Origin of the sequence: Achromobacter sp. 77, from assembly GCF_020541125.1 — a bacterium.
Lineage (GTDB): Bacteria > Pseudomonadota > Gammaproteobacteria > Burkholderiales > Burkholderiaceae_B > Achromobacter > Achromobacter mucicolens.
Window position 1 is genome coordinate 5644316 of record NZ_CP059848.1, and the last position, 25539, is coordinate 5669854.

Genomic DNA, 25539 nt, shown 5'->3' on the forward strand with positions numbered 1-25539 from the left:
ATGAACGATAAAAAAACGCGCACGCTGGTCTCCCTGCTGAAATGGTTCGGCCGTATCAAGCCGTCGACGCGCCTGCGCATCGGCGCCGTGCTGGGCTGGCTGGCGCCCCGGCTAGCCAAGTCGCGCGCGCGCATCGTGCGCCGCAACCTGGAACTGTGCTTTCCCGACCAGCCCGAGGCCGTGCGCGAACAATGGGTGGCCGACCACTTCCGGGCGCTGGCGCAGTCCATCGTCGACCGCGGCGTGCTCTGGTACGGCACGCCCGACGCCATCAAGGACATGGTCACGCAGACGGGCGCCGACCGCATCAATGCGCTGACCGCCGAAGGCCGCGCCGTTATCCTGCTTGCGCCGCACTTCATTGCGCTGGACGCGGCCGCCACCCGCCTCACCATGGAAGTGCCCAGCGCGGCCACCATGTACACGCCGCAAAGCGATCCGCACATCGACGCCGTCGTGGCCGCCGGGCGGGCGCGCTTCAATGAAGTGTTCCTCGTCAGCCGCAAGGACGGCGTGCGCGACCTCATCCGCCATCTGCGCGCGCCCCGCCCCGTCTACTACCTGCCCGACATGGACTTCGGCCGGCAGGGCTCGGTCTTCGTGCCGTTCTTCGGCGTGCCCGCCGCCACGCTGCTCGCCACGGCCCAGCTTGCCCAGAAATGGAACGCCGCGGTCCTGCCGATCGTTGGATTCTGGAATCCGGACACCGGCAAGTACCACGTCGACGTGCTGCCGCCGCTTGAAGACTTCCCCGGCAGCGACAGCCTGGAAGCGGCCACCGCCCGCCTGAACCGCGACCTCGAAAGCTGGGTGCGCCGCTGCCCCAGCCAGTATTACTGGGTCCACCGCCGCTTCAAGACGCGCCCCGAAGGCGAGCCCAAGCTGTACTGACCGCCGTCGCTCGCCGCGCCGCGAGAATGGGCGATAATCCGGTGATGAACTGGAACTTCACCAAAATGCACGGCGCGGGCAACGATTTCGTTGTGCTCGATGGCGTTCGCCAAATCATAGAGATGACGCCCGAGCGCGCGCGCGCGCTCGGCGACCGCCACTTCGGCATCGGCGCCGACCAGATCCTGCTGGTCGAACGCGCCACGCGGCCGGACGCCGACTTCCGCTATCGCATCTTCAATTCCGATGGCAGCGAGGTCGAACACTGCGGCAACGGCGCCCGCTGCTTCGTGCGCTTCGTGCACGAGCAAGGCCTGTCCGACCGCAACCCGCTGCGCGCGGAAATCGCCACGGGCATCCTGGTCCTGGACGAAGGCGACGACGAGCAGGTCACCGTGGAAATGGGCAGCACCCGTTTCGACCCGGCCGCTCTGCCCTTTGACACCGCTGGCCTGCCTTCGGCCACGCAGGGCCAGGACACCGTCTGGGAACTGGACCTGGACGCGCCCGCCGGCCTGCCGCGCGTGGTCGCCGTGTCGGCGGTTGCCATCTCCAATCCGCACGCCGTGCAGGTCGTCGAGAACGTCGACACCGCACCCGTCGCCGTGCTGGGTCCGCTGATCGAAACCCATCCGCGCTTTGCCCGCCGCGTCAACGCCGGCTTCATGCAGGTTGTTGACCGCCACAACATCCGCCTGCGCGTCTTCGAGCGCGGCGCCGGCGAAACGCTGGCCTGCGGCACGGGCGCCTGCGCCGCGGTCGCGGCCGGCATCCGCCGCGGCCTGCTCGATTCGCCCGTGCGCGTGCAAACGCGCGGCGGTGTGCTGACCGTCGCCTGGAACGGCGAACAACTGCGCATGACCGGCCCGGCCGAATCCGTCTTCACGGGCCAGGTCGACATCGACAAGCTCGTCTTCTCCATGGCGCTGAACCGATAACCCCTATGACCGATACCGCTTTCACCGCCCAGGACATCGCAGCCTTTCTGCAAGAAAACCCCGGTTTCTTCGACGAGCATGCCGACGTCTTCGCCACCCTGCAGGTGCCGCACCCGCATGGGTCGCGCGCCATCTCGCTGGGCGAACGCCAGATCCTCACGCTGCGCGAGCGCACCCGTGAACTGGAATGGCGCCTGAATGAACTGGTGCGCAACGCCTCCGCCAACGAGACCATCGGTTCGCACGTGGCCAAGTGGTGCTGCCGCCTGTTGTCCGAATGCGATCCGCAACTGGTGCCCGGCGAGATCGCGCTGGGCCTGGCCGAGCAATTCGAACTGAACCACGTGGCGCTGCGCCTGTGGAATCTGTCCGAATTGCCCAATCAAGGCTACGGCGAGCCCGTCTCCGAAGACGTGCGCACCTTCACCGACAGCCTGAAGACGCCTTATGTCGGCACCGACACTGCCTTCGAAGCCGTGACCTGGCTGGACGCCAAGCCCAAGTCGCTGGCGCTGGTGCCGCTGCGTCTGGAAGCAGACGGCGCGGCCGTGGGCCTCTTGGTGCTGGGCTCCGACGACCCCGAACGATTCACGCCCGAAATGGGCACGACGTTCCTGGAGTCGATCGCCCAGCTCGCGTCCGCCGCGCTGCATCGGCTGAATCCGGCCTCGCCCAAGGCGTAAGGCTGCAGGGGCGGACAAGGACAACGCGATGCGCGACACCGAGCCGAACGCCAATCAGCCCGCCCTGCCCGATCCGATGAGCGCCTGGCTGCGCCATCTGGAGACCAACCGCCGGTACTCGCCCCATACCTTGGATGGCTACCGGCGCGAACTGCACTTTTTGCGCGAACTCGCTGACAAGGCCGGTCTGCCGCTGGACAAGCTGGGCAACGGCCACATCCGCCAATTCGTGGCGCGCCTGCATGCGCAGGGCCGCGGCCCGCGCAGTCTGGCGCGCACGCTGGCGGCCTGGCGTGGCTTTTACCAATGGTGGGCGCCGGCCGCCGAGCTGGCTGGCAATCCCGTGGCGGGCGTGCGCGCGCCCAAGGCGCCCCGCGGCCTGCCCAAGGCGCTGTCGGTCGAGCAGACCCAGGCCCTGCTGGACAGCGCGCCGGCTCAGGTCGCCACCGAACCGGCCGCCCTGCGCGACCAGGCCATGTTCGAACTTCTGTATTCCAGCGGATTGCGCCTGTCGGAGCTGGTGGGATTGGACCTGCGCTACACGCGCACTGCCGACTACGAGTCGCGCGGCTGGCTGAATCCGGACGAAGCCGAGGTCGTGGTGCTGGGCAAGGGCGGCAAGCGCCGCTCGGTGCCGGTAGGCCAGCAGGCCATGGCCGCGCTGCGCAAGTGGATCGAGGTGCGTCCGCAGCTCGCGCCGCCCTCGCCGCTGCCCGAAGACGCTGCCGCGCTGTTTCTGGGCGCACGCGGACGCCGCATTTCGCCGCGCGTGGTGCAGTTGCAGCTCGCACGCATCGCGCAGACGGCCGGGGTGCCCACGCATGTGCATCCTCACGTCTTGCGCCACAGTTTTGCCAGCCACGTGTTGCAGTCCGCGCAGGACCTGCGCGCCGTGCAAGAAATGCTGGGCCACGCCAACATCTCGACCACGCAAATCTACACGCGGCTGGACTTCCAGCATCTGGCCAAGGCCTACGACCAGGCGCATCCGCGCGCCGGGCGCAAGTCCTGACACCGCGGCCACGCCGCGAGTTGCCCGTCATCGACCGCTAGCCGCCCGCGGCGACCATGCCGCCCAGCAGCATCACCCCCAGCAACAGCACGGCAGTCGCCGCCAACGCCTCGATGCCATAACGCAGCCATGCCGCGCCCGCGCTGGACATGCGGCTGCCCAGGCGCGTGGCGGCGCCCCCGGCCGCGACGGCCAGGCAGGCCAACGCCGCCACCGTCAGTCCCGTGCCCAATCCCATCGCCAGCGCCGACGCCACGCCCGCCATGAAAAAGCCCTGGGACAGCGCGAACACCAGCACGATCAACGCCCCGCTGCACGGCCGCAGGCCCACCGCCAGGATGGCAGACCCCGCGCGCCGCCAGTTCAGCGGACCGGCGACCTGCTCGGGCGCGGGCACATGCGCGTGTCCGCAACCGCAGTCGTGATCGTGGTGATGGTCGTTGGGTTCGTAGCCGTGGTGATGGGCGTGGGCCTCCGCGTTTGCATGTGCATGTGCGTGTCCGTGATGATGTGCGTGTCCCTGCGCGTCTGCCTGCCCACGCGCGCCGGCCCGCCGCAGCAGCGGTCTCACGGCCTTGATCCACACCAGCCACACGCCCAACAGCGTCACCAGCGCATACGAAGCCAGCTCCAGCCAGCGCGTGGCTTCGTTCATGGTGGCCGCGGTGGCGTTGAACACGACCGCCAGCACCGCCACCATCACGATCGCCACCAGCGCCTGGATCAGTGACGACGCCAAGGCCAGCAGCGCCCCGTTGCGCGCCGTCTGGCGGTTGGCCAGCACATAAGATGAGATCACCGCCTTGCCGTGGCCCGGTCCCAGCGCATGAAAGACGCCATAGGCAAAGGACAGGCCCATCAGGGCCCACGCCGCGCCGCCGTCCGCCTGCCAGGCGCGCACCGCGCCCGTCAGTTGCCGGTAGAAATGCGACTGCCAGACGGACACGCTGCCAAAGAAGCTGGACAGCCAGCCGGGCCCTGCCAGCCCGCCCCCGCTTTCGGGCACGCCGAACGGATGCGCGCCTTGCGCGGCGGCCGCCGAGATACCGCCCAGCATCAGCAGTAGGACAACGGCCAGCGCGCGCTGCGGCCGGCTTACGGGCATCGCACCTCGATGCGGTGCGTGAGCCCCTTGGTGATGGCAAAAAGTTCGTCCGGCAAGGCGTCCGGGTCGGCCGGGATCGCGGCCAGTTCCTGCATGGTTTTCCAATCCAGTTCCTTGGGCTTGCGATAGTCGGCCGTGCAGGCCGCGCCCTGCGGTCCGCCCAGCGACACCGCGCCCTTCTCGTCAAATGCGTAGGCCACGAAATAGGTGGGGTCGTAGATGTCCACTTGCGCGCCGCCCGCGCCCGGCGCGACGGGCTCGGCCAGCGGCAATGTGAAAGACAGCGTGAGCCGCGTGGTCTTGGGGTTCCAGTCGACGCGGGCGTCGCGCGGCGCGGCGAATGCCGCGCTCTTGCCGTTGACCGTGACCCGGGTGAAGTAGTGGGAGATCGGTTCGCCCAGCGCCTTCATCCAGTCCTGCGCCATGCCTTGCAGCGTCGCCGCGGGCAGGGATCCGTCCTTGCCCTTTTTCAGGCCCTGCGTCGCATAGGCGCCGAACATTTCGTCGAACCGCCACACCTGCCGCACGGCGGTGATGCGCTGCTCGGCATCGACATCGATCTGCGCGCGCGCGTCGATCCACATATGCGGGTGCGCGTTGGCAGCGCCCGCCGTCAGCAGCGCCGCCACGGCGCTCAGGGTTGCAAGGCCGCGGCAAGCTGGCGTGCGTTCCATTCAAACATTTCCAGATAGGTGGCGCCCGGCTGTCCGGGCTTGGACAGGGCATCGGAGTAGAGCGTACCACCCACCTTGGCGCCGGTCTCGCGGGCAATCTGCTGGACCAGTTTGGGACTGCTGATGTTCTCGACGAACACCGCCGGCACCTTGTCGCGCCGCACCTGCTCGATGATCGCGGCCACCTCGCGCGCCGACGGCTCGGCGTCCGTCGACACGCCCATCGCGGGGATGAACGTCACGCCATAGGCATCGCCGAAATAACCGAACGCGTCGTGCGAGGTCACAACCTTGCGCCGGTCGGTGCCAATGGCGTCGAAGCTTTTGCGCACGCTGGCGTCCAGCGCCTGCAGCTTGGCGATATACGTGTCGGCGCGTTGGCGGTAGGCCTGCGCGTGCGCGGGGTCCGCGGCCGCCAGGCCGTTGGCCACATTGCGCGCGTAGATCACGCCGTTGGCCAGGCTCTGCCACGCGTGCGGATCGGCGTCGCCGTGGTGATGATGATGGCCCGGCTCGTGATCGTGATCGTGGTCGTGGTCGTGGTCGTGGTCGTCCTTATGATCGCCCTTATGGTCGCCCTTGTGGTCGTCCTTATGCCCATGGTCATGCTCTTCGCCATGCCCCGCGAACTTGCGCGGCGCGACGCCCTGGGACGCCGTCACCGTCTGTCCCGCGAAGCCGGACGCCTTTGTCAGCTTGGGCAGCCAGGTCTCGAAATCCAGCCCGTTCACCACCAGCACGCGCGCCTCGGCCAGCTTTCTTGCATCACCCGGCGTGGGCTCGTAGCCGTGCGCGTCGCCGTCGGGGCCGACCAGCGTGGTCAGACTGATGTCGGCGCCGCCCACTTCCCGCACGATGTCGCCCAGGATGGAAAAGCTGGCCACCACCTTCAACGGCTCAGCCGCCTGTGCCGTGCCCAGGACGGCCGTCAGGCAGGCGCCCGCCAGGGCCAGCAGTGCGCGGCGGCGGGCCGGCAGAATCGAACGCATGGTCAATCTCCTTAGGAAGTCTCAGGCAGGTCGCGCGCGGCGCGTTGCCCGCAGCAGCCCGCCCTGCGGGCCGCCCACGATGGAAAACAGATAGCAGGCGCCGGCCGCCAGGATGATCGCGGGCGAGGCCGGCACGTCGAAGTGATAGGAGACCAGCAGCCCGGCCACGGAAGACGCCACGCCGATCGCCGCCGACAGCGGAATCTGCCGGGCCGCGCTGCGCACCCAGAACCGCGCCGCGGCGGCCGGCAGCATCATGATTCCCACCACCATCAGCGTGCCCAGCACCTGAAAGCCCGCCACCAGGTTCACGACCACCAGCACCAGAAAGCCCATGTGCACAAGGCCGCCCATGCCGCCGCTGGCGCGCAGGAACCCCGGGTCCAGGCATTCGGCGACCAGCAGCCGGTAGATTGCCGCCAGGACAAGCAAGGTCACGCTGGCCGTGGCCGTCACGAGCAGCAGCGCTGCGTCGTCCAGCCCCAGCACCGTGCCGAACAGCACGTGCAGCAGGTCCATGTTGGAGCCGCGCAGCGACACCAGCAGCACGCCCAGCCCGAGCGAGATCAGGTAGAAGGCGGCAAAGCTGGCGTCTTCGCGCAGCGGCGTCAGCCGGGCCACCAGCCCGGCCAGCAATGCCACGGCCAAACCGGTGGCGATGCCGCCCAGCATCATCGCGCCCAGCGACAGGCCCGCCATCAGAAAGCCCGCGGCCACGCCTGGCAGGATGGCGTGCGACATCGCGTCGCCCATCAGGCTCATGCGCCGCAATACGAGAAAAACGCCCAAGGGCGCCGCGCCCAGCGACAACGCGCAGGCGCCGGCCAACGCGCGCCGCATGAAGCCGTAGTCCAGGAACGGCGACACCAGCCACTGTGCAAGCGTCATGACCAGGCTCCCGCCTGCCGCTGCCGGGCAGCCTTCAGGTGGGCCTCGCTCAACGTCGCGGCAGTGTCGCCCCACGCCACCACCGAGCCCGACAGCAGCAGGCATTGCGGAAAGTGATCGCGCACCAGGTCCAGATCGTGCAGCACCGCGATCACGGTGCGGCCCTGTCCATGCAGGCCGCACAGCAGGGCCATCAGGTCCTCGGCCGTGTGGCTGTCCACGGCCGCGAAGGGCTCATCCAGTAGCAGCACCGGCGCGTCCTGCACCAGCATCCGCGCAAACAGGGCGCGCTGCATCTGCCCGCCCGACAGCGTGTCCACGCCCCGGTCCGCCGCATCGGCCAGGCCCACGGTTTCCAGCGCCTGCATGCAGCAATCCAGTTCCTCGCCGCCGAACCCGCGCCATCCGCCCACGCGTCGCCAGGCGCCCATAGCCACCAGGTCCAGGACCGTGGTGGGAAACGACCGGTCCAGTTCCGCCGCCTGCGGCAGCCACGCCAGCGCCGACCGCCCGGCGCCCTGGATGCGCACGCTGCCCGTCATCGGGCGCAGCACGCCCATGATTCCCTTGATGAGCGTGGACTTGCCCGCGCCGTTGGGGCCGACCACGGCCGTCATGCCGCCCGCCACGAAACTGCCCGACACCGAGCGCAGCGCGGGCCGCCCGTGCCAGCCGAATGAGGCGTCGGCCAGCTCGACGGTGATGGGCGCCGCCATCATCGCAGCCACCCCGCAAGCGTCCACCAGTCCAGCGCCCAGCCCGTCAACGCCCACAGCACGGCGGCGGCCACCGCGGCATACGCCATGCGGCGCCATGCGGAAACAAGAAATGCGGATCGGGCGGGCGCGCGCCGGCCGGGCGCGGCGCCGGACCGCGGGGGCAGGAGCGTGAAATGGGACATGGCAGGCAACAGCGGAAAACGGCAGCGGACAGGAACAGCGATAGTTTTATTATGTTATATCATAACTAAACCGAACGAGCCCGCCGGCCAGTTCCCGGACCCAGGGGTTTTCTGCTACCTTCCAGGCATCTCGCGCGCGCATCGCGCGCGCGCTTTCCATTCAGATAAAGCCCGCCATGTCCGCTCCGTCCCGTCCACCCCGCAACGACAGCGTAGGCGCTCAGCTCAGCGTCGCCGAAACGCTGTGCGCGCAGCGCGGACGCCGCCTGACCCCCATCCGCCGCAAGGTCCTTGAACTCCTGCTGCGCCATGGCCGCAGCCTGAAGGCCTACGAGCTGCTGGACGCGATGCGCGCCGTTCATCCCGGCGCCGCGCCACCCACGGTGTACCGTGCGCTGGACTTCCTGATGGACGAAGGCCTGATACACCGCCTGGACGCCGTCAACGCCTGGAGCGCCTGCCACGACGCCGGCGGCGCGCCGCACGACCTGCTCGTCGTCTGTACCGGTTGCGGCGCCGTCGCCGAAGTCTCCGACCCGGCCATGAGCCGGCAGCTGGCCGAACGCGTCGCGCAGACGGGTTATGCGCTGGCCACGCACGAAACCGAGATCCGCGCCCTGTGCCCGCAGTGCCAAAAGACGCAGCCGGCCGACGCGGGTCACCACCACCATCACCACTGACGGGGATCTTCCCCCTTTCGCTTCATCCGTTGGATGCGCCCGCCTGACCGGAACGTTTCAGCGCGGTTACCGCTTGCGCGCCCATGCGCTCTTGAAACCTCGCAAACCGCCCCAAAATAGGGGTATCGCCCCATACTTAACGGCGTACGGCTGCCATCTGGCGGCCACGGCCCCCCGGGTTGGCCCGGGGTTTGCCCCCTGCCCCCGACTGTGCTGTAATCCTGCGTCCGGCCGCTATCGGCGGCTGTCGCAGCCTGTGGCAGACATCTCCGGCAGGGACTGAAAACCCCGTCAGGCGCCGTGTTTCACGCCCCTGACATCACGCTAGCAGCTTCGCCATGAATACCCCGCGCAGTTTGGACAAAATGGTTCCCGTCACCATCCTCACCGGCTTCCTCGGTGCGGGCAAGACCACCCTGCTCAAACGCATCCTGACCGAATTCCATGGCCGCCGCGTCGCGGTCATCGAAAACGAATTCGGGCCGGAAAGCATCGACAACGACCTGCTCGTGCAGGACAGCGACGAAGAAATCATCGAACTGTCCAACGGGTGCGTCTGCTGCACGGTGCGCGGCGACCTGATGCGCACGCTGTCCGACCTTCGCGCCAAGCGCGAAGCCGGCGACCTGAATTTCGAACGCGTCATCCTCGAAACCACCGGCATGGCCAACCCCGGCCCCGTGTGCCAGACGTTTTTCATGGATGACGACATCGCCGAGTACTACCGCCTGGACGCGGTGGTCACGGTGGTCGATGCCAAGCACGGCATGGCCACGCTCGACGCACAACCCGAAGCCCAGAAGCAGGTCGGTTTCGCCGACCGCATCCTGATCTCGAAGAAAGACCTGGTCAACGAAGTCGACTACGAAGCGCTGCGCCACCGCCTGGTTCACATGAACCCGCGCGCGCCGATCACCGCCGTCAACTTCGGCGACGTCGACCTCAAGTCCATCATCGACATCAGCGGCTTCAACCTGAATTCCATTCTGGACATCGACCCGGAGTTCCTGGCCGATGAGCATCCGGACGCCGCGCACGCCCACGCCCACGGGCACGATCACGACCATGATCACGGCCACGGCCATGACCACGGTCACGATCATGACCACGACGGCGAATGCGGCGCGCACTGCAATCATGCCCATCATCACCACCCCAAGCACGACGACGAAATCGGCGCGTTCGTGTTCCGTTCCAACAAGCCGTTCGATCCCGCGCGCCTTGAGGAATTCCTGGGCGGCGTCGTGCAGGTCTATGGCCCCGACCTGATGCGCTACAAGGGCATCCTGTACATGAAGGGCATCAACCGCCGCATGTTGTTCCAGGGTGTGCACATGATGATGGGCGCCGAACCCGGCAAGCCGTGGACCGCGGCCGAAAAACCGTCCACCAAGATGGTGTTCATCGGACGTAAGCTGCCCCAGGAGATTTTTACCCGGGGCTTGGAGCAGTGCCTGGCGGGGTAATCCCCATTCCTGCGTGACGCGATGCGACGAAGGCAGTACTGTGAGGTACGGATAGCGTAGGCAACAAGTAACACGGACCGGGACGGACGCCCGCGCCAGGATCGATTCATAGTGGAGTGTTTACATGGCTACCAAGGCAGCAACCAAAAAATCAAGCAAGTCGACGAGCGATACGGCGATTGATCTGCCCAGCGAGAAGGAATTGCTGGCCATGCCCGAGTCCGACTACATGAACGACCGCCAATTGGCGTTCTTCAAGGAACGGCTCAAACAACTCGAGCAGGACATTCTGGCCAACGCCGGCGAGACCACCGAGCACCTGCGTGAAACGCAATTCGTGCCCGATCCCGCCGACCGCGCCACCATCGAGGAAGAGCACGCCCTGGAACTGCGTACCCGCGACCGCGAGCGCAAGCTGCTCAAGAAGGTGCAGCAATCCATCGCCCGCATCGACAGCGGCGAATACGGCTGGTGCGAAGAAACGGGCGAGCCCATCGGCATCCCGCGCCTGCTCGCCCGCCCCACGGCCACCCTGTCGCTCGAAGCGCAGGAACGCCGCGAGATGCGTCAAAAGCTGTACGGCGACTGACCCGTCCCGCATTCGCTCCGTCCCCTGAAAGGCCATGCCGGTTTCCGCGCATGGCCTTTTTTATCGTTCCCGGGGCGCATGAAGTCCCCAGACCTTGATATCCCCGCGCCTGCCCCCAGCTAACTTTTTCATAGGAAGGAACGCATGGAACAATTTCACGCCACCACCATCGTGTGTGTGCGCCGCGGCAACCGCGTCGCGCTGGGCGGCGATGGCCAGGTCACCCTGGGCAACATCGTCATCAAGGGCACTGCCCGCAAGATCCGCCGCCTCTATCACGACAAGATCCTCGCTGGCTTTGCCGGCGCCACCGCCGATGCGTTCACGCTGCAGGAACGCTTCGAGGCCAAGCTTGAAAAGCACCAGGGCAACCTGATGCGCGCCGCGGTCGAACTGACCCGCGACTGGCGCACCGACCGCGTCCTGCGCCGTCTGGAAGCCATGCTGATCGTGGCTGACGCCGAGCACACGCTGGTGCTCACCGGCAATGGCGACGTCCTGGAACCCGAGCACGGCCTGGCCGCCATCGGCTCCGGCGGCGCGTACGCCCAGTCGGCCGCCCTCGCGCTGCTGCGCAACACCGACCTGCCGCCCGAGACGATCATCAAGCAATCGCTCGAGATCGCCGGCGACCTGTGCATCTACACCAACCAGAACCACGTCATCGAAACGCTGGGCGACTGACGCCCGCCACGCGGCGCAGCCTGCGCCGCGGCGCCCTCCCAGCCCGCCCTAGCATCAAGGATCCGCCCTCATGTCCGCATCCAACATGACGCCCGGAGAGATCGTCTCCGAACTCGACAAGTACATCGTCGGCCAGAACCGCGCCAAACGCGCCGTCGCCGTGGCGCTGCGCAACCGCTGGCGCCGCCAGCAGGTCGCCGAGCCCCTGCGCCACGAAATCCATCCCAAGAACATCCTGATGATCGGCCCGACCGGCGTCGGCAAGACCGAGATCGCGCGCCGCCTGGCCAAGCTGGCCAACGCGCCGTTCATCAAGATCGAAGCCACCAAGTTCACCGAGGTTGGCTACGTGGGCCGCGACGTGGACACCATCATCCGCGACCTGACCGAATACTCCATCAAGCAGACCCGCGAGCTGGAAATGCGCCGCGTGCGCACCCAGGCCGAGGACGCCGCCGAAGACCGCATCCTGGACGCGCTGGTGCCTCCGCCCCGCGGCGCCTCGGGCGAACCGCAGCGCGGCGAAGACAACAGCGCCCGCCAGACCTTCAGGAAGCGTCTGCGCGAAGGGCTGATCGACGATCTTGAGATCGAAATCGAAGTCGCCCAGACCGTGCCGCAAATGGACGTCATGACGCCCCCGGGCATGGAAGAAATGGCCGAGCAGCTGCGCGGCATGTTCGCGGGCATGGCGCGCGACAAGAAAAAGCCCAAGAAGATGAAGGTGCGCGAAGCCTTCAAGCTCATCGTCGACGAAGAAGCCGCCAAGCGCGTCAACGAAGAAGACCTGCGCAGCGTGGCGATCACCAACGTCGAGCAGAACGGCATCGTCTTCCTGGACGAGATCGACAAGATTGCCGCCCGCCAGGAATCCGGCGGCGCCGATGTCTCGCGCCAGGGCGTGCAGCGCGACCTGCTGCCGCTGGTTGAAGGCACCACCGTCAACACGCGTTACGGCATGGTCCGCACCGATCACATCCTGTTCATCGCGTCGGGCGCCTTTCACCTGTCTCGCCCGTCGGACCTGATCCCCGAGCTGCAAGGCCGTTTCCCGATCCGCGTCGAACTCGAATCGCTCACCGCCGAAGACTTCGTGCGCATCCTGTCCGACACGGATGCGTCGCTGACCAAGCAGTACACGGCGCTGATGGCCACCGAGGACGTCGAGCTCGAATTCACCGACGAAGGCGTGCGCCGCCTGGCGGAGCTGGCCTTCGAGGTCAACGAAACCACCGAGAACATCGGCGCCCGCCGTCTGTACACGGTGATGGAAAAGCTGCTCGACGAGCTGTCCTTCGATGCGGCCTCCAGCCAGGACAGGCACGTCAGGATCGACGCCGCCTACGTCAACGCGCAGCTGGCCGAAGCCGCCAGCAGCCAGGACCTGGCGCGTTACGTGCTCTGATCCCGGCCCCGGCGCAACCGGACGCAAAAAAACCCCGCCGCAAGCGATTGCGGCGGGGTTTTTCATTAGGCCGGCGTCAGTTCGAGATCGCCGTCACCACGTACTTGCCGTCCTTGCGCGTGGCGGTAAAGCGCACCTTGTCGCCCGCCTTGATATTGGCCAGCAACGCCGGATCGGCCTGATAGACCAGCGACATCGCCGGCAGGTCCAGCGCCTTGATGGCATCGTGCTTGATCGTGACCTTGCCCGCAGCGGCGTCCACGCGCCGCACCTCGCCCGTGGCGTCGGCCTGCTGCGCAAACGCCAGGGGCGTGGCCAGCGAGACGACAGCCATTGCGGTGGCAACGGCCATGGGCGTTGTGTATTTGCGGTTAAAACCCATATGAAACCTCCCTATGCGGTCCGAGCGGGCAAGATGCCGAGGCGGTCTTGCCGCTTTTTACAGTGCTAGGATACTGCGCGAATGCAACAGTTCCGCTGCCAGTGCGCAACAATCCTGACGGTTGTTTGCTGACAGCCCCTGTTCGCGGCGGGCGCGCTTACCGTCGGACGCAAGCCGCTTACCTCTTTCACCACACGCTTCTCACCACACCGAATCACATCACCATGGCCAACCGCTTATCCGTCATTGCCACCCGCACCGGTGACGATGGCACCACTGGACTGGGGGACGGATCCCGGATCCCCAAGGACGCCCCCCGCATCGCCGCCCTGGGCGACGTGGACGAGCTGAACAGCGTCATCGGCCTGCTGCTGACCGAAGCCCTGCCCGAGGACGTGGCCGCTGACCTGCTCACCATCCAGCACGACCTCTTCGACATGGGCGCGGAGCTGTGCATCCCCGGCCACGTGGCGCTCAAGGACGAACAGGTTGCCCACCTGGATGCGCGCCTGGCGCATTACAACGCGGCGCTGCCGCCGCTGCGTGAATTCATCCTGCCCGGCGGTTCCCGGCCCGCGGCGCTGGCGCACATGGCCCGCACGGTGGCCCGGCGCGCCGAACGTGCCGTTGTGGCGCTGGCGGGCGTCGAGGCCGTCAACGCGCCGGTCAGGCAATACCTGAACCGGCTCTCGGACCTGATGTTCGTGCTGGCGCGCTACGTCAACCGGCATCTTGGTCAGCAGGACACCTTCTGGGCCGGCGCGCAGGCGCGCCGCTGACCTGTCCTCGCGCCTTCCGGAGCCCGCCCTCATGCCAAGCATCCTGTTATTGGGCAAGGACGGCCAGCTGGGCCGTGCGCTGCAGGCCGTCCTGCCGGCGGCGGGCGATCTGACGGCGCTGGGCCGGGATGCCCTGGACCTGCGCGACCAGGGGGCCATTACCGCGGTGCTGCACGCGCATCGCCCGGACATCATCGTCAACGCGGCCGCATGGACCGCGGTCGACCAGGCCGAGCGCGAACCCGAAGCAGCCGCCCAGGTGAACGCGGTGGCGGTGTCCACGCTGGCACGGCACGCCGCGGCCAGCGGCGCGCTGCTGGTTCACTACTCCACGGATTACGTCTTTGACGGCGCGCTTGCGCGGCCCTACACCGAAGCCGACGCGCCCAATCCCATCAATGTGTATGGCGCCACCAAACTGGCCGGAGAACGCGCCATTGCGGCAAGCGGTTGCCAGGCGCTGGTGCTGCGCTGCAGCTGGATCCATTCGCTGCACGGGCACAATTTCTTTCGCACGATCCTGAACCTGGCCCGCACGCGTGCATCGCTATATGTCGTGGCGGACCAGCACGGCACGCCGACGCCCGCTTCGCTGATCGCGCAAACCACGGTGCGCTGCATCGCCCTGCATCAGGCGCGGGCGCTGCCGTCGGGGCTTTATCACGTCGCGGCTGCAGGCGCCACAAGCTGGCATGCGTACGCGCAGTACCTTGTCGCGGGCGCCCGCAAGCGGGGCGTCAATCTAATGCTGAAACCTGAGCAGATTGCCGCCGTGGCGTCGGCGGACTATGCGGCAGACGCCGCGCGGCCGCGCAACTCACGGCTGGACACCACGGCCTTGGCGTTGGCAACCGGCTTTGCGCCGGCGGACTGGACCGCGTATGTAGATGAGAGCCTGGATGCGCTCGTGGCCTGCGGCGTGGAGAAGTTTTTTTCGCAGGCGTAGCGGGCGCGGCCACGCAAGGCCACGCCCATACCGATCAGACGATCAGTTCACGCCCGCTGCATGCGCCTGCTCGTCGGCGTGGTACGAAGACCGCACCATCGCGCCGACCGCCGCGTGCGAGAACCCCATCGCGTACGCTTCGCGCTCGAACATCGCGAACGTATCGGGGTGCACGTAGCGCAGCACCGGCAGGTGGTGTTCGGACGGCTGCAGGTACTGGCCGATCGTGATCATGTCCACGTTGTGCTCGCGCATGTCGCGCATCACCTGCAGGATTTCCTCGTCGGTCTCGCCCAGGCCCAGCATCAGGCCCGATTTGGTGGGCACTTCCGGATGCAGCTTCTTGAACTCGGCCAGCAACTTCAGCGAGTGCATGTAGTCCGAGCCCGGACGCGCCTGCTTGTACAGGCGCGGCACGGTTTCCAGGTTGTGGTTCATGACGTCCGGGGGACCGGCGTTCAGGATAGTCAGCGCGCGGTCCAGGCGGCCGCGGAAGTCGGGCACCAGCACCTCGATGCGGGTGGTGGGCGACAGTTCGCGGATATGCGTGATGCAGTCCACGAAGTGGCCCGCGCCCCCATCGCGCAGGTCGTCGCGGTCGACCGAGGTGATCACCACGTACGACAGCTTCATGGCGGCGATGGTGCGCGCCAGGTTTTCGGGTTCCTTGGTGTCCAGCGGATCGGGCCGGCCGTGGCCCACATCACAGAACGGGCAGCGGCGCGTGCACTTGTCGCCCATGATCATGAAGGTGGCGGTGCCCTTGCCGAAGCATTCGCCGATGTTCGGGCACGAGGCCTCTTCACAGACCGTGTGCAGGTTGTGCTCGCGCAGGATGCGCTTGATGTCGTAGAAGCGCGAACCGGGCGCGGCGGCCTTCACGCGGATCCATTCAGGCTTCTTCAAGCGCTCGGCCGGAATGATCTTGATGGGAATGCGCGCCGTCTTGGCCTGCGATTTCTGCTTTTGCGTCGGATCGTAGACCGCCTCGGCAGGCGCGGCGGCGGATTCGTTCGAGGGCACAGGAGACTCGGCGAGCGTGGACATGGGACACCTTCGTGACCGGCGCGCAAAGACGGCCGGGTCTGGGAGAAAACAGGCATTTTACCCCTCACGGCCCGATCCGCCGCGGGAACGTCCCGCGCCCCCGGGGACCGCCGGCCCTGGGTTATCGTCTGGCCTGACGCATTTCCTGCCTTTTGCCATGCCCTGCCTGCCCTCGCCCGCCCCGATTGCCGTGATTGCCGCCCGTCTGGATGCCGGCCCGACCGCCCGTGCCCTTCAGGCGTGCAGCGAGCGGCTGGCCCCCGCCGGCTACTACCTGGCGGCGGCGCCCTGGCACGACGCCGCGGCGCTGCCGCGGCTGGAGGCGCTGCGGCCAGCGGCCGCCCTCGTCGTCGGTCCCCTGGACAACGCCGCACTGCGCGCCACGCTCGCCGCGCTGGAGATTCCGGTCATCGAGACCTGGAGCGTTTCGCCTCAGATGCTGGACAGCGCGGTGGCGATCGACAACGCCGAGGCCGGCCGCATGGCGGCGCGGCACCTGGCCGAAAAGCGCCATTTGCGCGTTGCCTGCATCAGCGCCGACACGCCCTGGGAGCGCGCCCGGCGCGAGGGCTTCGTCGGCAGCGCCGCCGCGCTGGGCCTGGAACGGGTCGCCGACATCGTGCAGCCCGAGGTCCAGCACATGAACGACGGCCGCATGGCTTTTCTGCGCTTGCTGGCCACCAACACGATCTTCGATGCGGTGTTCTGCACGTCCGACCTGCTGGCGGCCGCCGCCGTGTCGGAAGCGCACAACCGCGACCTGCAGGTGCCGCAGGATCTGGCCGTGCTGGGGTTTTCGGATGACGGCAGCGCCGTGCAGTGGGTGCAGGGCCTGACCACGCTGGGAGTGGACGCCGCCGAATTGGGCCGGCGGGCCGGTCAGTTGCTGTTGGACCGGCTGGAGGGCGAGCGCGGCGCGGGCCAGCGCGACATGATCGATGTGGTGCTGGACCTGCGGCTCAGCACCTGATCCGCGTCAGTCCGCGACCTCGTACAGGGCGGGAAAGCCGCAGTCCTGCAGCATGCCGTTGGCTTCCTTCAGGAACGCGTGCGTGGCGGTTTCGGGAACGCGCACAAGCCACGCCACGGCATCTTCCTTGCGGCCCTGCAACAGCAGCATGCGGCCCAGGTGGAACATGCCCCGGAAATCGCCGCCCTCGGCGCAGCGCCGATAGCAGTCGAACGCGCGTTCCAGGTCTTGCGGGACTACGTCGCCTGCTTCGTGATAGCGGCCCACCACGCCAATCGACTTCACGTGACCGGCCTGCGCGGCCTGCTGGTAAAGCGCCAGCGCCGCCGCCTGATTCTGCGTGACGCCGCCGCGGCCCGTGCGCAGCATGTGCGCGTAGTTGTACATGCCCCAATCCAGGCCCGCGTCCGCCGCACGCCGGAACCAGTAGGCCGCGACCGTATCGTCGGCCGCCACGCCCCAGCCGTTTTCATAGCAGCGCCCCACCATGTTGATGGCCATGGGGTGATCGGCGTGCGCCGCGCGCTTGAACCACGACAGGCCCTCGGCGGGTTGGCGTTCGACGCCCACGCCGTCCAGCAGCATCTGCCCGTAGATCGTCTGCGCCTCGGTCAACCCCAGGTCGGCGGCGGCGCGGATCCAGGCGGCGTATTCCTCGGGCGGCCCGGATTCGCGCAGCCGGGCGAGCTGTTCGGGCGTGGTGGCGGCGACCTCGGCCGCGGTGTAGGTCTTCAATTCGTGTTCCTTCGGCGATGCCAGGCGAGCGCCAGGTTCTGCGCCAGCGCGTCGCCCGTCTCGGTGGGCGTGCGGCGCACGCCACAGGCCGCCATGTCGACGGTGCGCAAGCCTTCGTAGCCACAGGGGTTGATGCCCAGGAACGGCGCCAGGTCCATCTCGACGTTCAGCGACACGCCATGGTAGGCGCGGCCGTTGCGAATCTTGATGCCCAGCGCCGCGATCTTGGCCAGCTCACCGCCTTCGGGATGCGGCACATAGACGCCCGGCGCACCGGGCTTGCGACAGGCCCCGCCCACGCCCAACTGCGCGAGCGTGTCGATGACGGCCGATTCCAGCAGCGCCACGTATTCCTTGACGTACATGTCGGCGCGGCGCAGGTCAAAGAGCGCGTAGGCCATGACCTGCCCGGGGCCGTGATAGGTCACCTGACCGCCGCGGTCGCAATGCACGATGGGAATGTTGCCGGGGTTGAGCACGTGCTCCGGCCGGCCCGCCTGGCCCAGCGTATAGACCGGCGTGTGCTCGCACAGCCAGATTTCATCTGGCGTGCCGGCGTCGCGCTGACTGGTGTACGCCTGCATGTCCTGCCAGACCGGCAGGTAGTCCACCGGCCGCGCGAGCCACTTGATCACAGCGGTCTTGCCTTACAGGACTATGGACACCATGGGATGGCCATGCAGCGCCCGGTACAGCGCGTCGAGCTGCTCGCGCGAGGTCGCGCGCACGGTGAAGGTCAGGCCAAGATAGTTGCCGCCCTTGCTGGGCCGCATTTCGACGGTCGCGGCGTCGAATGCCGGATCGAACTGCAATACGACCTCGGTCAGCGTCTGCGCAAAGTCGGGATGGTGCTTGCCCATGACCTTGATGGGAAAGTCGCTGGGATATTCGATCAACGAATCTTCGGGCGGAATGTGCATGATGTGCCTAAAAAGAGTTGCCCCTGAATGTTCTTATATGGGGGCAAGCGGCGCGCCGGCAAGTGCCGGCGGGCGCCGCCGGCGCGGGCGGCCGACCCGCAGGTATCGCAAGCGGGCCGCCCCGCGCCGGGACTACAGCGCGGCGATGCGGGCATCATAACCCGCACGCAATTGCTCAAAAACAGGGCCGGGCTTGCCCGAACCGACCGGTTTTCCGTCCAGCGAAACGATGGCCAGCACTTCCTTGGTGGCAGACGACAGCATCAGCTCGTCGGCCTGCTCCACCTCGGCTTGCGAGATCCGGCGGGACTCGAACGGGATGCCGGCCTCGGCGGCCAGTTCACCCATCAGGCCGTAGCGGATGCCTTCGAGGATCAGATTGTTCTTGGGCGGGGCCAGCAGCTTTCCGCCGGACACGACCCAGATATTGGTGGACGCGCCTTCGGTCAGGTAGCCGTCGCGGAACTGCAGGACTTCGTCCACCTGCGCATCCACGGCCTGCTGCTTGGCCAGCACGTTGCCCAACAGGGACACGGACTTGATCTCGCAGTGCAGCCAGCGTTCGTCGGGGATGCTGATGGCGGACAGGCCCTGTGCGCGTTGCGCGGCCGTCGGCGGCGACCAGGCCGCGATCATGCCGAACACCGTGGGGGTGACGGCCGGCGACGGGAACGGATGGTCGCGCTTGGCCACGCCGCGCGTCACTTGCAGATAGACGATGCAGGTGTCCAGGTTGGAGCGGTCCAGCAACTGCTCGATCAGGTTGATCCACCCGCTGCGGTCGAACGGCTGCGCGATGCGCAAGGCGGCCAGGCTGCGGTCAAGACGGTCAAGGTGTTCGGCCATGCGGAACGCATTGCCCTGGTACACGGGGACGACTTCGTAAATGCCGTCGCCGAAAATGAAGCCGCGGTCCAGGACAGAGACCTTGGCCTCGTCCATGCGCAGGAATTCACCGTTGAGATACACCTGGCTTTCGCCCGGCACGCCCGGAATCATGAGGCACTCCTGAATTTGAAATGGAACAGGGACGAGCCGCGCGGCCCGCCCCCGAAGAATGCAAAACGGGCGCTTCGCGCACGAAACGCCCGCTGCTAGCTTACACCCGCGGCCCCGGCCGCGGTGCGCCGATTTACTGGAACCAGCGCTTGACGGTGTCGACCATGCGGCCGAAGAAGCCGGCGCGCTCGACGGCGTCCTGCACCACCAGCGGTTCCGTGCGCAGCACCTTGCCGTCCAGCGTGAACTGCAGCGTGCCGACCTGCTGACCCTTGGCCAGCGGCGCGATCAGCGGATCGGTGCGCTGGGCAACCGGCTTCAAGTCGCCGGCCTTGCCGCGCGGCACGGCGATGGACACCGGATTGGGCGGACCCAGCTTGACGTTTTCGGCGGTGCCTTCCCAGACGCGGGCGTCGATGCCGGGCTGGCTCTTGTCGAACAGCTTGACCGTGTCGAAGTTCTGGAAGCTCCAGTTCAGGAGCTTCAGGCTTTCTTCGGCGCGGGTCGCTTCGCTGTCGGTGCCCACCACGACCACCAGGATGCGGCGGTCGCCGCGCATGGCCGTGGAGACCAGGCAGTAGCCGGCCGAGTCGGTATGGCCGGTCTTCATGCCATCGACCGAGGGGTCGGCCCACAACAGGCGATTGCGGTTGGGCTGCGTGATCTTGTTGTAGGTGTAGCTCTTCTGCTTGTAGTAGTGGAAGAAGTCCGGGTGATCCGTGATGAGGTGCGCGGACAGCGTGGCCAGATCGCGCGTGGACGTCACGTGCTGGGGATCGGGCAGGCCCGTGGCGTTCATGAAGTGCGTGTTCTTCATGCCCAGGCGCTCGGCCTCCTGGTTCATCAGCGCGGCAAAGGCGGATTCGCTGCCGCCCACGGCTTCGGCCAGCGCCACGGAGGCGTCGTTGCCCGATTGCACGATCATGCCCTGGTTCAGTTCGTCCACCGTGACCGGCTTGCGCGGCTCGATGAACATGCGCGAGCCGCCCGTGCGCCACGCGTGCTCGGACACCGGCACGGTCTGCTCCAGCGTCAGGCGCTTTTCGTCCAGCGCGTTGAACACGACGTAGGCCGTCATGATCTTGGTGAGCGAGGCCGGCTCGACCTTCATGTCGGGGTTGGATGCGGCCAGCGTCTGGCCGCTGTTCACATCGATGACGATCCAGGCCTTGGCCGCGATGGTGGGAGCCGGGACGGCCGACACGTCGCCAACAGGCACTGCACCCGAGGGCGACGGCGCCGGGGCCGTCGCGGCCGGCGCGGCGGCGGGTGCAGCTGGCGCCTGCTGCGCCCACGCCGGCAGTGAGGCCGCCAGCATCGCTGACAACACGGCGCCCGAGATCAGGCGGCGGGTAAAGACAACGGGGGATTGAGCGGAGTGAGGCAATTTCTTCATCGGCAACGTGGGTCCAGGAATGACGCCCGCCGGCGCGGGGCAAGTGGCTGACAATTATAGGCAGTCGATCAGACCCATCCCGGCCGCGCAGGGTTCCCTGCGCGCCTAAAACATGCAACCTGATGCAACCTGTCGCGGCGGCAAGGTCCGTTTCAGTCCAGCGCGACCTTCAGGCGGGCCTGCACCAGCTGACGCAGCACGAGCAGCTTGCCATGGAAGAAATGCGAGGCGCCCGGCACCACCACGACCGGAATCGAGCGCGGCCGCGCCCAGTCCATGGCTTCGGACAACGGCACCACTTCGTCTTCTTCGCCATGCACCATCAGCGTGTCGTCGGGCACCTGCACTTCGTGCGATTGGAAGCGGTTGACCGCCGGCCCCATCAGCATCAGCGCCGACGGCAGAACGGCGTCGCCCTGCTCGGCCAGCGCGGCGTAGGTCTGCGCGGCGACCGCCGTGCCAAACGAGAATCCCGCCAGCACCCACGGCGCCTGCGCCAGCTCGGGGTGCAGTTCGCGCATCTGCGCCACGACGGCCAGCATGTCTTCGGTTTCGCCGACGGATTTGTCGAACACGCCTTCGGAGTGGCCGACACCGCGGAAGTTGGGACGCACCGCCACCAGGCCGTGCTGCACGCAGGCGCGCGACAAGGTCGTGACCACCTTGTTCTCGCGTGCGCCGCCCTGCAGCGGATGCGGATGCAGCACCAGCGCCCAGCCGCGCGGCGCGTCGGCGGGCCAGTCGATGGCGCAATCGATACGGCCGGCGGCGCCGACGAAAGCGTGGGTTTCAGTGCGTGCGGACATGGCGGGACTCAACGTGCGGAAAAAGGAACGATGTTAACCGCCCGGCCCGCGCGGCGAAATCCGGGTCAACCGTCAACGGCGCGCGCAAGCGCGAGCCAGAGCTCACTTTCCGCGCGCGGCGGCAGGCGGTCGCAGCGTCGCCGCCAGCCATTGCGCCAGCTGGTCGCTGGCCTCGTCGGTGGCCTGGCGCAGCGCGGCCACGCCGCCTGCGGCATCCTGCGTGGGCGCGGGCGCGGCCACCATGATGCGCTTCTGGTCCACGACCTCACGCCCGTTCAGCAACACGGCTTGCAACAGCAGGCGTCCCTGGCTCGACTGGCCGTCCTCGGTGAACACCTGCTCGAACTGCGCCAGCGACACCTGCAATTGCGGCGTCTGCAACGTGACGCGGTCGCCCAGCACCGCGCCCTGGCGCGACAGGCGATCGGTGATGCGCTGGCGCACCAGCTCGGCGGGCGACGCCGCCCAGCGATAGGTGGCGTACGACCGGGGCGCGGCGCTGTCGCCCACGCGCCAGATCATGCCGGTGTCGGACAGCCCCGGCGCGGCCTGGAACGACAGCGCGATCGGATCGCGCGCCGGCAACGCAGGCACGGGCCGCGCGTCCAGCCCCAGGTCGAACAACTGGGGCGGCGCGTCCACGCGGCCGATGCCGCAACCGGCCAGGGCCAGGGTCAGGATCAGAATGGCGCTGCGCATCTTCATGGGATCTATCTCCGGAATCCGGCAAAGCCGGGCTCGCCGGGTCCCGGCGCAATGGGCGCGGGACCGAACAGGAACGATTGCGGCGTGCTGTCCACACGGCGCAAGGTGGTGGTGGCGCCCCGTGCGGCCGTGCTGACATCGTTGGCCATGGTGGTGAAGGCCGGCAAGGTCTCGCCATCGAGCCGCGCGGCGGCCAGCGCGATGTCGTTCAGGCTGCGGGTCGCGACGGCCAGCGGGCCGTCGGGCGCGTTCAATCGCGCGAGCGACTGTCGGGCCTGCTGGGCCAGGTCGCCGATCTCGCGCGCGGCGCGGTCGGCCTGGCGCGAGGTGGTGTTCAAGGAATCCATCAGCGGACCGAGCTTGGCCAGCGTGGGCGCCAGATCACGGGTGGCGTCCTTCAGGGACTGCGAGATGTCGGTGGCATTCTGCAGGCTGGCCGTGAGGGCCTGCACGTTCTGTTCGCTCAGCACGCGCTTCAATTGCTCCGTCGCCACCTCGACGTTGGAAATCAGCTTGTCGCCGCGCTTTTCGATGCGGTCCAGAAAGCCCGGACGCAGCGGAATGGCGGCCGGATGCTCGGCCGTGGACGTCAGGCGCTTGAGCGATGAGCCGTCATCGCGCAGGTCCACGTTGGCCATGCCGGTCACGCCCTGCACGCCCAGTTCGGCCCAGGTCGATTCGGTGATCGGCGTGTTGGGGGCCACGCCAATCCGGATGCGCACCTGCCCCGGCTTGTCGGGATTGAGCGCCAGCGACTGCACGCGGCCCACGGGCACGCCCTGATAGCGCACGGCCGATTGCGGATTCAGGCCGGTGACGGCCGTGGCCGAAATGATTTCGTATGGCTGCAATTGCGTCCGGTCGCGGCCGATCCAGATGGCCGTCAGCGTCGCGGCAGCCAGCAGGACCAGCGTGAAGATACCGGCCATGAGCGCATGACTACGGTTTTCCATGGTGCATTCCCTTCGGTGCCAAATCTCCCAGCGCGCGCAAGCCGCGCTCGCCCAGGAAGAATGTATGAATGAACGGGTGATCGAACTTCAGGACTTCAGGCACCGTGTCGCAAATGATCACCCGTTTCTCGGCCAGCACGGCCACGCGCGTGGCCAGCGCCAGCAGCGTGTCCAGGTCGTGCGTCACCATGACGACGGTAAAGCCAAGCTGCCGGTGCAAACTGCGCACCAGGTCGACGAATTCGTCGGACCGCAGCGGATCGAGCCCCGCCGTGGGTTCGTCCAGGAACAGCAATTCCGGGTCCAGCGACAGCGCGCGCGCCAGCGCCACGCGCTTGACCATGCCGCCGGACAGGTCCGAGGGGCGCTTGTCCGCATCGCGCGACGACAGGCCCACCATCGCAAGCCGGCACATGACCACGTCGCGCACCAGGTCTTCGGGCACCGTGCGCAGTTCGCGCAGCGGCAGCGCCACGTTGTCGAACACCGACAGCGCCGAGAAAAGCGCGCCCGCCTGGAACAGCATGCCCCAGCGGTATGACAGGCGCCGGCGTTCGCCCGGAGACAGTTCCGAAAGCGTATGCCCCAGCACCTTCACGGTGCCCGCTGCCGGCACGTCCAGCCCGATGATCTGCCGCAGCAGCACCGTCTTGCCCGTGCCCGAGCCGCCCACCAGCACCAGGATTTCTCCCGGAAACACCGTCAGGTCCAGGTTCTCGTGCACCACGTGATCGCCGAAGGCCGTGCGAAGGCCGCGCACGGTGATGACCGGCTCGACGGTGACGCCCTCTTCGGTAAACAGCCGGTGTTGCGCGGCGCTATTCATCAGATGCCCACCGTGCTGAAGATGACCGCGTACACCGCATCCAGCAAAATCACGCCCGTGATCGACGTAACCACGGATGTCGTGGTACCGCGTCCCAGGCTTTCGGTGTTGGGCTGGATGCGCAGGCCGAAGTGGCAGGCAATGAGCGCGATCAGGATGCCGAAGGTCACGCCCTTGAGCATGCCGATCCAGTAATTGGTCAGCGAGATTGCATCGGGCAGCGATTGCAAAAACCACTGCGCGGACACGCCCAGCTGCGCCATCGCCGCCAGCATGCCGCCCAGGAGCGCCATGGCGCTGGTCCACAGCACCAGCAGCGGCATCGTGACCGCCAGCGCCACCACGCGCGGCAGGATGAGGCGCTGGCCGTGCGAAATGCCCATCACCAGCATCGCGTCCAGTTCCTGCGTCACGCGCATCACCCCGATCTGCGCCGTAATCGCGGATCCCGACCGGCCGGCCACGAGGATCGCCGCAAGCACCGGTCCCAGCTCTCGCACGATGGAGACCCCCAGGAGGCGCACGATGAAGCGGTCGGCGCCGAACATCTGTAGCTGCTGGGCCGACAGGTAAGACAGCACCACGCCGATCAGAAAGCCCACCAGCGCGGTGATGCCCAGCGCCTGCGCGCCGGTCCGGTACACCTGCGCGGAGATCTCGCGCCACGGGCCCAGCCAGGGCCGGCGCAGCATCGCGCCGACATCCAGCACGAGCTGGCCCAGCATGATGAGCAGCGCCTTGCCGTTTTCGGCGGCCTGCAGGACCGCGCCGCCGGTGGCGCGAACCCACGACCATGTCTCGGGCTTGGGCGCCGCCACGGGCGTCTCGCCCTTGTTCATCGCCAGCGTGTTGAAGACATCCTGCTGCCCGGCGCCCCAGCGCACGCGCTCGGGCAGCTTCTCGCCCCAGGCCTGCCAGATGATCAGCGCGCCGATGGTGTCCAGCCGATGGATGCTGTGCATGTCCCAACGGGCGCCGTCCTTGGCCGCCTGCGCGAGGGCCGCGCGCCTGCGTTCGACCTCGCCCGACTCGGCCAGCGCCAGGACGCTCCAATCGCCGCCCACGTGGCAAACCCCGCCTTCGTAGCGAAAAGGCGCGGCGGCGGTCGCAAGCAATGCGGAATGCGGCATGTCGTCGGGGTACCGATGCAAAATGTATCGCCAATCATAA

The 25539-nt window shown here is 67.5% G+C and carries 30 protein-coding genes; 12 read left to right on the forward strand and 18 right to left on the reverse strand.

From position 1 onward, the window contains the following. From H4P35_RS26040 to xerC, 4 genes are read left to right on the forward strand one after another with little or no spacing between them, the layout of a single operon-like run. Positions 1-891 carry a lysophospholipid acyltransferase family protein gene (locus H4P35_RS26040; RefSeq protein WP_056327266.1) on the forward strand — a complete coding sequence of 297 codons (891 nt, stop codon included), beginning with the start codon at positions 1-3 and terminating at the stop codon, positions 889-891. Positions 892-917: 26 nt separating this feature from the next. Further along, positions 918-1829, forward strand: coding sequence for a diaminopimelate epimerase (dapF, locus tag H4P35_RS26045; protein WP_180097143.1), 912 nt, complete (start codon positions 918-920; stop codon positions 1827-1829). A 5-nt stretch (positions 1830-1834) separates the two neighbouring features. Beyond that, a complete protein-coding gene (locus H4P35_RS26050; protein ID WP_175156920.1) occupies positions 1835-2512 on the forward strand; it encodes a DUF484 family protein in 678 nt (225 codons plus the stop codon). A 28-nt stretch (positions 2513-2540) separates the two neighbouring features. Next, positions 2541-3524, forward strand: a complete 984-nt coding sequence (gene xerC / locus H4P35_RS26055; RefSeq protein ID WP_226847546.1) for a tyrosine recombinase XerC — start codon at positions 2541-2543, stop codon at positions 3522-3524. Between the two features lie 37 nt (positions 3525-3561). On the opposite strand, the gene H4P35_RS26060 is transcribed toward xerC, so the two are convergent. Genes H4P35_RS26060 through H4P35_RS26085 form a run of 6 tightly spaced genes read right to left on the reverse strand, consistent with a single transcriptional unit; the run spans position 3562 to position 8081 of the window. After that, a complete protein-coding gene (locus H4P35_RS26060; RefSeq protein WP_226847547.1) occupies positions 3562-4629 on the reverse strand; it encodes a nickel/cobalt transporter in 1068 nt (355 codons plus the stop codon). Then, on the reverse strand, positions 4620-5303 hold the full coding sequence (locus H4P35_RS26065; protein WP_128829606.1) for a DUF1007 family protein: 684 nt from the start codon (positions 5301-5303) through the stop codon (positions 4620-4622). Before H4P35_RS26065 ends, H4P35_RS26060 begins: the two co-directional genes overlap by 10 nt. Beyond that, entirely contained in the window at positions 5264-6292 is a 1029-nt protein-coding gene (locus H4P35_RS26070; protein ID WP_226847548.1) for a metal ABC transporter solute-binding protein, Zn/Mn family, read from the reverse strand. Before H4P35_RS26070 ends, H4P35_RS26065 begins: the two co-directional genes overlap by 40 nt. 21 nt (positions 6293-6313) lie before the next feature. Continuing rightward, entirely contained in the window at positions 6314-7180 is an 867-nt protein-coding gene (locus H4P35_RS26075; RefSeq protein ID WP_142052320.1) for a metal ABC transporter permease, read from the reverse strand. Next, positions 7177-7899 carry a metal ABC transporter ATP-binding protein gene (locus H4P35_RS26080; protein ID WP_226847549.1) on the reverse strand — a complete coding sequence of 241 codons (723 nt, stop codon included), beginning with the start codon at positions 7897-7899 and terminating at the stop codon, positions 7177-7179. The genes H4P35_RS26075 and H4P35_RS26080 overlap by 4 nt, the downstream gene beginning before the upstream one ends. After that, positions 7896-8081 carry a hypothetical protein gene (locus tag H4P35_RS26085; RefSeq protein ID WP_062838869.1) on the reverse strand — a complete coding sequence of 62 codons (186 nt, stop codon included), beginning with the start codon at positions 8079-8081 and terminating at the stop codon, positions 7896-7898. Before H4P35_RS26085 ends, H4P35_RS26080 begins: the two co-directional genes overlap by 4 nt. 176 nt (positions 8082-8257) lie before the next feature. Here H4P35_RS26085 and H4P35_RS26090 point away from each other — a divergent pair, with 176 nt between their 5' ends. From H4P35_RS26090 to hslU, 5 genes are all read left to right on the forward strand, one after another. After that, positions 8258-8761 (forward strand): Fur family transcriptional regulator, encoded by a 504-nt coding sequence (locus tag H4P35_RS26090; protein WP_056327248.1) that lies wholly within the window; start codon positions 8258-8260, stop codon positions 8759-8761. A gap of 338 nt (positions 8762-9099) precedes the next feature. Continuing rightward, on the forward strand, positions 9100-10227 hold the full coding sequence (locus tag H4P35_RS26095) for a GTP-binding protein (RefSeq protein WP_226847550.1): 1128 nt from the start codon (positions 9100-9102) through the stop codon (positions 10225-10227). A gap of 124 nt (positions 10228-10351) precedes the next feature. Further along, positions 10352-10816, forward strand: a complete 465-nt coding sequence (gene dksA, locus H4P35_RS26100; RefSeq protein ID WP_056327244.1) for an RNA polymerase-binding protein DksA — start codon at positions 10352-10354, stop codon at positions 10814-10816. A gap of 144 nt (positions 10817-10960) precedes the next feature. Next, entirely contained in the window at positions 10961-11500 is a 540-nt protein-coding gene (gene hslV / locus H4P35_RS26105) for an ATP-dependent protease subunit HslV (protein WP_056327243.1), read from the forward strand. A gap of 70 nt (positions 11501-11570) precedes the next feature. Next, complete coding sequence (hslU, locus tag H4P35_RS26110; RefSeq protein ID WP_226847551.1) at positions 11571-12905, forward strand: ATP-dependent protease ATPase subunit HslU; 1335 nt, start codon at positions 11571-11573, stop codon at positions 12903-12905. A 76-nt stretch (positions 12906-12981) separates the two neighbouring features. Here hslU and H4P35_RS26115 read toward each other — a convergent pair whose 3' ends face one another. Continuing rightward, positions 12982-13287, reverse strand: a complete 306-nt coding sequence (locus tag H4P35_RS26115) for a copper-binding protein (RefSeq protein ID WP_056327239.1) — start codon at positions 13285-13287, stop codon at positions 12982-12984. Positions 13288-13511: 224 nt separating this feature from the next. On the opposite strand from H4P35_RS26115, the gene H4P35_RS26120 reads away from it, so the two are divergent. After that, positions 13512-14066, forward strand: coding sequence for a cob(I)yrinic acid a,c-diamide adenosyltransferase (locus H4P35_RS26120; protein ID WP_226847552.1), 555 nt, complete (start codon positions 13512-13514; stop codon positions 14064-14066). Between the two features lie 31 nt (positions 14067-14097). Next, on the forward strand, positions 14098-15012 hold the full coding sequence (rfbD, locus tag H4P35_RS26125; RefSeq protein WP_226847553.1) for a dTDP-4-dehydrorhamnose reductase: 915 nt from the start codon (positions 14098-14100) through the stop codon (positions 15010-15012). Positions 15013-15054: 42 nt separating this feature from the next. Here rfbD and lipA read toward each other — a convergent pair whose 3' ends face one another. Beyond that, positions 15055-16059 carry a lipoyl synthase gene (gene lipA, locus H4P35_RS26130; protein ID WP_056327233.1) on the reverse strand — a complete coding sequence of 335 codons (1005 nt, stop codon included), beginning with the start codon at positions 16057-16059 and terminating at the stop codon, positions 15055-15057. Positions 16060-16216: 157 nt separating this feature from the next. Between lipA and H4P35_RS26135 the strand changes: the two genes are divergently transcribed. Continuing rightward, complete coding sequence (locus H4P35_RS26135; protein WP_226847554.1) at positions 16217-17029, forward strand: LacI family DNA-binding transcriptional regulator; 813 nt, start codon at positions 16217-16219, stop codon at positions 17027-17029. A gap of 6 nt (positions 17030-17035) precedes the next feature. Here the strand turns inward: H4P35_RS26135 and H4P35_RS26140 are convergent, their stop codons facing one another. The 10 genes from H4P35_RS26140 to H4P35_RS26185 all read right to left on the reverse strand — a co-directional run bounded on the left by H4P35_RS26140 (position 17036) and on the right by H4P35_RS26185 (position 25499). Further along, positions 17036-17764, reverse strand: a complete 729-nt coding sequence (locus H4P35_RS26140) for a tetratricopeptide repeat protein (RefSeq protein WP_226847555.1) — start codon at positions 17762-17764, stop codon at positions 17036-17038. Beyond that, entirely contained in the window at positions 17761-18399 is a 639-nt protein-coding gene (lipB, locus tag H4P35_RS26145) for a lipoyl(octanoyl) transferase LipB (RefSeq protein WP_152382955.1), read from the reverse strand. Before lipB ends, H4P35_RS26140 begins: the two co-directional genes overlap by 4 nt. Positions 18400-18411: 12 nt before the next feature. After that, the gene (locus H4P35_RS26150; RefSeq protein ID WP_056327226.1) at positions 18412-18684 is read right to left on the reverse strand and encodes a YbeD family protein; all 273 of its coding nucleotides are present in this window, start codon (positions 18682-18684) and stop codon (positions 18412-18414) included. 132 nt (positions 18685-18816) lie between these two features. Further along, positions 18817-19683 (reverse strand): D-amino acid aminotransferase, encoded by an 867-nt coding sequence (locus H4P35_RS26155; RefSeq protein ID WP_056327224.1) that lies wholly within the window; start codon positions 19681-19683, stop codon positions 18817-18819. 133 nt (positions 19684-19816) lie between these two features. Beyond that, the gene (locus H4P35_RS26160; protein WP_142052305.1) at positions 19817-21079 is read right to left on the reverse strand and encodes a D-alanyl-D-alanine carboxypeptidase family protein; all 1263 of its coding nucleotides are present in this window, start codon (positions 21077-21079) and stop codon (positions 19817-19819) included. Positions 21080-21231: 152 nt separating this feature from the next. Further along, entirely contained in the window at positions 21232-21885 is a 654-nt protein-coding gene (locus H4P35_RS26165; protein ID WP_056327219.1) for an alpha/beta hydrolase, read from the reverse strand. 102 nt (positions 21886-21987) lie between these two features. Next, on the reverse strand, positions 21988-22590 hold the full coding sequence (locus tag H4P35_RS26170; protein ID WP_056327217.1) for an ABC-type transport auxiliary lipoprotein family protein: 603 nt from the start codon (positions 22588-22590) through the stop codon (positions 21988-21990). A gap of 5 nt (positions 22591-22595) precedes the next feature. Then, entirely contained in the window at positions 22596-23543 is a 948-nt protein-coding gene (locus tag H4P35_RS26175) for an MlaD family protein (protein ID WP_056327214.1), read from the reverse strand. Beyond that, entirely contained in the window at positions 23530-24369 is an 840-nt protein-coding gene (locus H4P35_RS26180) for an ABC transporter ATP-binding protein (protein ID WP_056327212.1), read from the reverse strand. Before H4P35_RS26180 ends, H4P35_RS26175 begins: the two co-directional genes overlap by 14 nt. Then, positions 24369-25499: an ABC transporter permease gene (locus H4P35_RS26185; RefSeq protein ID WP_128829611.1), complete on the reverse strand. Its 1131-nt coding sequence runs from the start codon at positions 25497-25499 to the stop codon at positions 24369-24371. Before H4P35_RS26185 ends, H4P35_RS26180 begins: the two co-directional genes overlap by 1 nt. Positions 25500-25539: the final 40 nt, after the last annotated feature.